This is a genomic window from Blautia sp. AF14-40 (genome assembly GCF_003479665.1).
GTDB classification, from domain to species: domain Bacteria; phylum Bacillota; class Clostridia; order Lachnospirales; family Lachnospiraceae; genus Fusicatenibacter; species Fusicatenibacter saccharivorans.
The window spans coordinates 1-7,174 of sequence record NZ_QUHK01000055.1 but is presented as its reverse complement, the minus strand read 5'-3'; the positions used below and the strand labels follow the sequence as shown (position 1 = coordinate 7,174).

Here is a 7,174-nt window from a genome sequence, read left to right as displayed (position 1 = left end):
GCTTCCCGCACTCGACTAAAACCGTTCCTTTCGGGTCGGTTACAACGTAGCTGCTGTGCATTTGCATTAAGTTGGGCTTCACGAAAAATCTCGTCTTTCCGCTGCCGCTTCCCCCGATAACAAGGATATTTTTATTCCTTGCATACTTCGGCTGCTTCGGGCGGCTGTTCATGGTAAGCCGTTCCGTCTGCGTCAGCAGCACGTTATTCTGAAATACCGGGTCGGTGTAGGGCTTAATATCTTCGGCAGTCCCCCAACGGGCAGAGCCGTATTCGATACCTTTCCGGTATTTCTTCGCGTTCTTGCCTTTGAAGTACACCATAAGCCGGATAAGGACAGCCCCCGCAATACCGATAAGCAAATCCATAGGGGCAAAACTCGGAAGCGGGTTTGCAAAAGCCATAGAAAATCCCTCCCCAAGCGACAACACCTTGCCGGACAGGTCAGCCCCCGGCGAAAGGCGTACCGCCTGCCCGACTTTATCAAAAAGATACACAAAGAACAGATAGGGAATGTTGGGAAGCAGCAGTTTTTTCCAGTTGATAGCGTTCATCTTGCAATCCCCCTGTCTTTGTTTTTTACTTTGTCCCGCTGTGTGTTCAGAGCCGCCGCCTTTTCTTTGAGGGAAACAATCAGCTTTCGGATAGGGGGCTTTTGTTCCTGCGTCAGTTTCTTTGCGGAAAACTCCTTGAAAGCTGCGGTCAGTGCGTCCGCGTCCCGTCCCTTGAAAAACACAAGATAGCGGGGCGGGGTTTCGGTGCTGTCTTTCTTTAGGGCAAAGTCAATCCCGTATTTTTTCGCCGTACTCTCAAAGGCTTTGATATTGTCCTTTGTGATTTCAATGTTGGAAACGCCCGCGTTCTGCTTCATAAGCTGCTTTAGGGTCTGCTTTCCATGCGGGATTTTCTGTCTGTCATGCTGCTTTTTCATCTGTGCAAGCAGGGCTTTCATAGCCTTTTGGAGCTGCTGCGCCGTCAGCTTCCCGGTCTTGATGTAAAGGGCTATGGTCTTTTCGTTGGTTTCCTCCTGCAATGGGTGTCCTCCTTTCGTGTTCTATGGTGGTATGCCCGCCGCCGGGAAGCGGGGCGGGCATGAAAAAAAGAGCGTCCGCTTTCACGCCGCCCTGTTAAATCCGTACCCGCAGCCCGGAAAGGTCTGCCGCCCGAATACCTACAAGATACCAGTTGTCCCCGTACTCCATACGGGTAGGCTTCCATTTGCCCCGCACAAAGACCTCCATGCAGTCGCCGCAATGCAAACCCCCGTAATAGTCGTTTACGTCAAAGCGAATGTCGTAGCGGTCAGCGGTTTCATCAAAAATCAAAGCTCCTGTTCTCTGTGTCATCATAAAATCCTCCTTTAGGTTGGTTTACAGGCTTTCGCCCTCGTTGCAGGTGTAATCGGGTATGCCCTTGCTTCTTGCCGACTGGATAGTGCGCCCGCCGTACATATCGTGAGATACAAGGGACGTGTAATAGCTGCCAATCGTAGACGGGGCATTGAAAAGGGCAGCTTTCATGTACTGCTTGATGTTGCGGATTTTGGTGGTGTTTTCCTGCATACAGTCCAGTACAAAGCGGATATGTTCGCTGTTCAGTTTCATAAATTTTGCTTTTACAAGCTCTGCCGGGTGGTCGTCCCCGGCGATACGGATTGTTCTTCGTTTGGTGCAGACGGTTTCAAGAATAAGGGCAAGGATTTCCTCTATCCTGTCCCGGTCAAGGTATCTGTCCTGTATCAGATAGTCGTACTCGATATTGTCCTTGATGATTTCCTCATACACGCGATATGCGTCTGTCGTTTCCTTTCGCTTCCGTTCCGGCGGCTGTGCCGCGTCCTCTAAGGGAAAGGGATTTAGGGAATGGAAAGGAATGGAATGGGTACTTAATATATCTGTATTTAATTTTTCTTTTGTTGGTAAGTTAGTCTTTAATAGTTCTTTATTTAATTGCGTTGGATTTTCCAACGTAGGTTTTTCCAACATAGGCTTTTCCAATGTTGGATTATCCAATGTTGGTTTTTCCAATGTAGGTAAATCCAACTTAGGCGGCTGCTCATAGATAACATACGTTGTACCGCGTAAGCATCCTTTCTCATCACGTTCCCTTGAACGCTGTATATATCCGGCATTTTCCAGTTCCCGTACTGCTTCCCGGATAGCGTCAATCTTTTCCCGGTTGATAAGGGACAGTCCTGCAAGGGTGTAGTCCCAATCTTCGGGAAGTGAGAGCATTTGCGACAACAAGCCCTTTGCCTTTAAGGAAAGCTCCTTGTTGCGTAAATGGTGGTTGCTCATAACGGTATAACCTTTGTTCTTTTCCACGCGGAAAACTGCCATAGCTTCGTCACTCCTTTTCGTTGGATTTGTTACGCAGTAGAAACGCGGTTTTGAGGGAAAAGGTATCAACCCTTGTCTTTCTCATTTCCACGCTCTAAGAGCCGCATAAATCAAGGCTTTGTTTGCCCTTACTGCGTAACACGAGGGCATAAAAAAAGCAGCGTTCCTGTTCTCCTGTGTAGGAGTGAGAAACGCCGCCTTATAGGTGGTGCTTATTTTATTTTTTCTTTTCGACGTGCCGCGTAAGGTGGTGCAGCGGTCTATCCGGCAGTCCGCAGGTGCTTTTTGCATATCAAGGCTCAATTCGTTAAAAGTAGTAAATGAGTAGTAAAATCAATCTGCAAACCTGCGAATATGCCTGCAAATCAAGCATTTTTCAAGACAATCAACTAATTTTGTTTAAACTTGTAACTATAAATCCCATTAAGGCAATATTTTTAATGTTTCTAAATTTATCCCACAATATCGGCAAAAAGAAACCAAATGGAACAAATAAAAGTATATTCAAACAAGCATTAATGAAATCCGAAACCATATCCAAAAACGGGATAATGTTCACTGCAAAATCAATTTTCAGAGATGCTATATTAGGAAAGCCTACAAGTGCTAAGACTGCAGTAAAATAAAACCCAAATACCATATAAATAATAGTTCGTTTCCAGCTATGAAAACATAACTTGTTATATATGCACCAAATAGGAATTATAAAAACAGCTGCCGCAACAATTTCGATAAGTGCACTATATATTCTATACATGTTTTTCTACCTCCACAACTCAGAATTTGTCATAATCATTCTATCATACCGTTATGAATAAATCATCTCATGCAAAACAATTTCTTCTGCCCGGTTGTGGATATTATTGCACCGCTGCACCCATTCCATTTGACGGGTACGCTTCAAGTCCTCGGTCACGCCCTCGGCAGCTTTCATTTGCTCCATGATAGTGTCTAACCGTTCCTGTGCCTGTTCGTTCAGGTCTGCAAGATATGTCCACAATTCTCCGGTCAGTACCAATGTGTTCAATCTGGCTGGGTGGACTTCTCTTAAATATTCCCGGTGCATCCGTCCATCCTTTCCGATGGGGCGGCGTTCTTCCGACAGTTTCAAGTCCGGGATGTAGTAATCTCCGACAAGGATATAATCAATTCCGTTTTCCGTTATTCTTGGTTTCAATTCGCTCATGTTTCTTACCTCCTATGGAAGCAGGCTCGTCTGGTACTAACTCAATCACATCGGTAATCTCACAATTCAGCGTTTCACAGATACGGGCTAATGTGTCCATGCTGATGTGCTTTCCCTCTTTGCTCATGTTGGCAATCATATTCGTTGTCATACCAGCGGCAAGCCTTAAATCCTCTTTCCTCATATCACGCTCTAACAGTGTGTGCCAGAGTGGTTTATAGCTGATGTGCATATTGTTTTCCTGCCTTTCTATCCATACCACCGGGGCGGCTGCCCCGGCAGGAACTTTTCTCTTATTATAGCACCAATCTTGTGAAATCACAATTTATTCTTGTAGCCTGCCGCTGATACCGTCTGGATTGTGCTTTTCCTTTCTTTTTGTTCCCTTTAATTAGCCATGAACTGCTTAATGCCCTGGCTTTTTGCCGCAGGGTTGTCCGACCCGTAACCTTCCAGAAGGTTGATGACGCCCCATACCGCCAGACCAGCGCCAAGAGCCATGACCAGAATTTTAAGAATGTCGATTGCCTGATTGAAAAATTCCATATACGTTCCTCCATTTTGTTTGTTTGATGGTTTTGGGTACAAAAAAAGCCGCCCACATCGGCGGCGCTTCGGGTCATCATGGCCCGAAGTTACACAAACTCGTCGCTGTCCAGATCATCGAAATTCAACAGGTCAGCTTCTTCGTCTGTGTCGGAGCCGTCCACTTCGTACACCGTGTATTCGTCCTCCGGCTTTAGTCTCAATGGCCGGTGGCGGAACAGGCTTTCCAAGCGGAAGGCGTTTTTCTTTTTATCAAATTCGGCTGTGTACTTGTAATTCGGGTGCTTTTTCAAGTCATACTTCGGGGACAGGAAGGGCGGGAGCCCCCGAAGCTGCAAGATACATTTATCCCCGGGCATGGTGGTGATCTCGCTGGTGGTCATCAGCTCCCGGCCAAGCCTCTGCATATTCTGGCTGTAACTTTCAGACTGTCCACGGCTTCGGCCCTCGGTCTGCATGGAGATGGTGGCCTTGCCCAGCCAGTTTTCCGAAATATCCTTTAGGGTGGAAGCCTCCCGGCCTCCGAGGAACACGATGCTGTCCATGTTTCCCATGATGGTTTCGGAATGGTCTTTGTACAATGCCTTGCACTGGCTCATAGCCTGATAAAAGAGCGTCAGGCTGATCTCCCGGGAGCGAATGACGGCCACAATCTTTTCCAGCCCCGGCACCTGCCCGGTGTTGGCAGCCTCGTCCCACAGCACCCGCACATGGTAGGGCAGACGCCCGCCATAGGTGTTGTCAGCCCGTTCACACAGAAGGTTGAACATCTGCGAGAAAGCAAGGGCAACCAAAAAGTTGTAGGTGGTGTCCGTGTCGCTGATAAGGAAGAACAGCGCCGATTTTTCGTCCCCCAGCTTATCAAGCTCCAGTTCGTCATAAGACATGATCTCCCGAAGCTGGGGAATATCAAAGGGAGCCAGTCTTGCACCGCAGGAAATCAAAATGCTTTTGGCTGTCTTGCCAGAGACAAATTGTCAAGGACTTTTTAATCAAATTCACAAAAATCTACAAAAAAGGTGCCAGAAGCACCGTATGGCTCCTGACACCTCGTTTGATAGATTACATTTTTCCGTTCAGCAGGTCTTTGCAGAGATACGCATAGTCTGGCAGCTGGTTGATATATGGCTCCCAGCGCCGCTTGATTTCGGCCAATTCCAGCGGATCGGCTGCTTCCAGTGCATGATCGTTGCCTGTCATATATAAAACATCCGTAGCAACATCATCCAAACACCTGCCGCAGAGATCGGCGGCTGATTCGATTCTGATACCGGTATCCACATAGACCGGATTGACACTAATCGTCAGCCAGACATAGCCTACCTTGTCCGACCAGAGCAGTTCAAAATCAGGGCTTTGCCGCAGATGTTCCGCAAAGACCTCCTTTACTCGTTCAATTTCATGCTTCTCTTTTTCTGTGTACAGCATTTTCATGTCCTCCTTGGCTAAAGTTTTGGTGCGTACCACCATCAGTTTAGCACAAGGCGGCTTCGTTTATCAGTCTTTCACATCTGCTGAATTTCATTTTTGAGCATACGCTTGATTTTATCGCTCATGGTTTCTGTGCTGGTATTGCTGAAATGGACATGAACCTTGTAGGTTGTCTTGCCGATTTTCTTTACCATCGCTGGCGTGTTTTCCGGCGCTCTGGACACAGTAGCGGCATCTGCCGCCTGCATAGTACGGGGTTCTCTGTTCATGGCGCTCCTTTCTCCGAACGGGTCTGTGCCGCCCGGTAAAAAATCAGTCATGCTTACTGCTTACAATGTCTTTTGCTGCCTGTCGGGTAGCACTGGCATTTTCTTCCCGGAAATTCTTTCCGTCAAAGAGAATCGGCGCACACCGTTCCAGAATACGGTCATAGATACGGGCGTGGGCCAGATCAGGCGGGTTTTTCAGCTCGGACAGTTTCAAGTTTGTTGTGATAATCATGGGTCTGCGGCTGCGATAGCGGCTGTCAATGACGAAAAACATCTGCTCCATAGCATATTCGGTACTGCGCTCTACTCCCAGATCGTCAATGATAAGCAGGTCATACTCGTCAAAGCTGGCAATAAACTCCGACCTGTCCTCAGAGAACATCCCGGTCAGGCGGTTCAGGATGGTGGGAAAGTTCGTCATCAGCACCGGCACATCCTGGTCAAGCAAAGCGTTGGCGATACAACCGGCTAAAAAGGACTTGCCGGTTCCCACATCCCCAAACAGAAGCAGGCCGGTGTTGTTCCTGTATGCCTCCTTCCAGTTCTCCACATAGGCGCGGGCCTTGTCCATCAATGGGTTTTCGCCGTTGTCGTTGGCAAAGGTGTAGTCATAGAGATAGCGGTCTTGCAAGCCCTGTGCCTTTCGGCGTTTGATACGCTCCATGCGGCGCTGCCGTTCTTCAGCAGTCTTGCGCTGCTCCTCAGCCTCCCGCTGGCACTGGCAGATGCAGCGCGGCATAAAGTAGCCGGATTTCCCAAAGCATGGCACAACGGTCTGCCTCTGGCCGCCGCACTTCTTACAGTGAATGAGGCCGTCTGCCGGGTCTATGTACTCGTCCCCGGCCAGTTCCACACCGGCGGCTGCCTTGTCGATCAGCGCCCGGATTTCTGCGGTAATCTCAATCATACGGTTTCATCCTCCTTTACGCTGTAATCCCGGTTGCGGGTGGGCGGGGCTGCTTTCTTCGCGTCCTCACCGGCCCAGCGCCGGATGGTCGCTGCATGGCTCTGATAACGCTTGCCGGTAGAAGCCATGTACTCGGACAGTTTTTCGATGTACTGGCCCCATACAGTGGGAAAGCTGGCCTGCAAGTCTGCCATTTCCTCGTCCGTCAGGAAAACATTCTGGTAACGGCCATAGGCGCGGGCGGAGCGTCCCTTCTCTATCTCTCTCTTTATCTCTATCTCTTTCTCTAACTCTATCTCTGGTGGACGAATGTCGGACAAATGTCCGCCGTTTGTCCGGGGCGCAGAAAGAGCCTTATTTTGAAGCCTTGCAGCCCGCTTTCGCTCGGCCTCGGTAGAGGACTGGCCTATTAAAAGTTCGATGTTGCTCATGTAGAATGTGCCGCTCTCCAGCACTTCCACAAGACCCAGCTTCAAAAAGATCTGCAAGGCTCTCTC

12 protein-coding genes and 1 pseudogene are annotated in these 7,174 nt (G+C 48.7%); all 13 read right to left on the bottom strand.

What is annotated here, in order from left to right; genetic code table 11:
* A partial coding sequence (locus tag DWW13_RS17430; protein WP_147398336.1) for a type IV secretory system conjugative DNA transfer family protein occupies positions 1 to 553 on the bottom strand: 553 nt, incomplete at its 3' end.
* Positions 550 to 1,032, bottom strand: a complete 483-nt coding sequence (locus tag DWW13_RS17425; RefSeq protein ID WP_107572487.1) for a PcfB family protein — start codon at positions 1,030 to 1,032, stop codon at positions 550 to 552. The genes DWW13_RS17430 and DWW13_RS17425, both read right to left, overlap by 4 nt.
* Positions 1,033 to 1,126: 94 nt before the next feature.
* A complete protein-coding gene (locus DWW13_RS17420; protein ID WP_015529213.1) occupies positions 1,127 to 1,345 on the bottom strand; it encodes a DUF5348 domain-containing protein in 219 nt (72 codons plus the stop codon).
* Positions 1,346 to 1,369: 24 nt separating this feature from the next.
* Positions 1,370 to 2,338: a DUF6017 domain-containing protein gene (locus DWW13_RS17415; RefSeq protein WP_015529214.1), complete on the bottom strand. Its 969-nt coding sequence runs from the start codon at positions 2,336 to 2,338 to the stop codon at positions 1,370 to 1,372.
* A 385-nt stretch (positions 2,339 to 2,723) separates the two neighbouring features.
* Positions 2,724 to 3,095, bottom strand: coding sequence for a VanZ family protein (locus DWW13_RS17410; RefSeq protein WP_118720707.1), 372 nt, complete (start codon positions 3,093 to 3,095; stop codon positions 2,724 to 2,726).
* Positions 3,096 to 3,146: 51 nt separating this feature from the next.
* The gene (locus DWW13_RS17405; RefSeq protein WP_118720705.1) at positions 3,147 to 3,524 is read right to left on the bottom strand and encodes a TnpV protein; all 378 of its coding nucleotides are present in this window, start codon (positions 3,522 to 3,524) and stop codon (positions 3,147 to 3,149) included.
* Complete coding sequence (locus DWW13_RS17400; protein WP_118720703.1) at positions 3,484 to 3,756, bottom strand: helix-turn-helix domain-containing protein; 273 nt, start codon at positions 3,754 to 3,756, stop codon at positions 3,484 to 3,486. The genes DWW13_RS17405 and DWW13_RS17400 overlap by 41 nt, the downstream gene beginning before the upstream one ends.
* A 155-nt stretch (positions 3,757 to 3,911) precedes the next feature.
* A complete protein-coding gene (locus DWW13_RS17395; protein ID WP_003500126.1) occupies positions 3,912 to 4,070 on the bottom strand; it encodes a Maff2 family mobile element protein in 159 nt (52 codons plus the stop codon).
* An 89-nt stretch (positions 4,071 to 4,159) separates the two neighbouring features.
* Positions 4,160 to 5,047 (bottom strand): annotated as a pseudogene (locus DWW13_RS17390) (VirD4-like conjugal transfer protein, CD1115 family); the annotation flags it as partial.
* An 85-nt stretch (positions 5,048 to 5,132) separates the two neighbouring features.
* Positions 5,133 to 5,498 (bottom strand): hypothetical protein, encoded by a 366-nt coding sequence (locus DWW13_RS17385; protein WP_117888738.1) that lies wholly within the window; start codon positions 5,496 to 5,498, stop codon positions 5,133 to 5,135.
* A gap of 77 nt (positions 5,499 to 5,575) precedes the next feature.
* A complete protein-coding gene (locus tag DWW13_RS17380) occupies positions 5,576 to 5,749 on the bottom strand; it encodes a transposon-encoded TnpW family protein (RefSeq protein WP_431978759.1) in 174 nt (57 codons plus the stop codon).
* A gap of 64 nt (positions 5,750 to 5,813) precedes the next feature.
* Entirely contained in the window at positions 5,814 to 6,677 is an 864-nt protein-coding gene (locus tag DWW13_RS17375; RefSeq protein WP_117888737.1) for an ATP-binding protein, read from the bottom strand.
* The coding region (locus DWW13_RS17370) for a phage replisome organizer N-terminal domain-containing protein (RefSeq protein WP_243026186.1) at positions 6,674 to 7,174 on the bottom strand (501 nt) is incomplete at its 5' end. The genes DWW13_RS17370 and DWW13_RS17375, both read right to left, overlap by 4 nt.